Consider the following 310-nt stretch of genomic DNA (forward strand, 5'->3'; position numbering starts at 1 on the left):
TGACAAAAAAGGAAGGAGCATCATTAAATAACCACATGCCCCTGAAATATCCGCATGTAATTCATCAATCTTATCAAGATTGACCATAGTAAACTGGCCGTATTCAGCTGATGATGAAGCGCCATAAATGGTCATTCCAGCATTAAGTATTGCAAAAAGCACCGGCCAAAATTGCAGCGACATAAAAAACTGCATATAGCCATAAAGAATACGTATCCCACTTGGTAACGTGGTTAAAGCAATAATCAAAGGAAACACACCAAACAATAAAAGAGTCAGGCAGGTATGAGTAATCGGTAAAATCCATAAG

At 38.1% G+C, this 310-nt stretch carries 1 protein-coding gene; it reads right to left on the minus strand.

The window, feature by feature from the left end:
* Positions 1 to 310: conjugal transfer protein TraG N-terminal domain-containing protein (locus tag Lbru_RS17310; protein ID WP_193786935.1), on the minus strand; the 310-nt coding region annotated here is incomplete at both ends.

Origin of the sequence: Legionella brunensis (assembly GCF_001467025.1) — a bacterium.
In the GTDB taxonomy this organism is placed as follows: Bacteria; Pseudomonadota; Gammaproteobacteria; order Legionellales; family Legionellaceae; genus Tatlockia; species Tatlockia brunensis.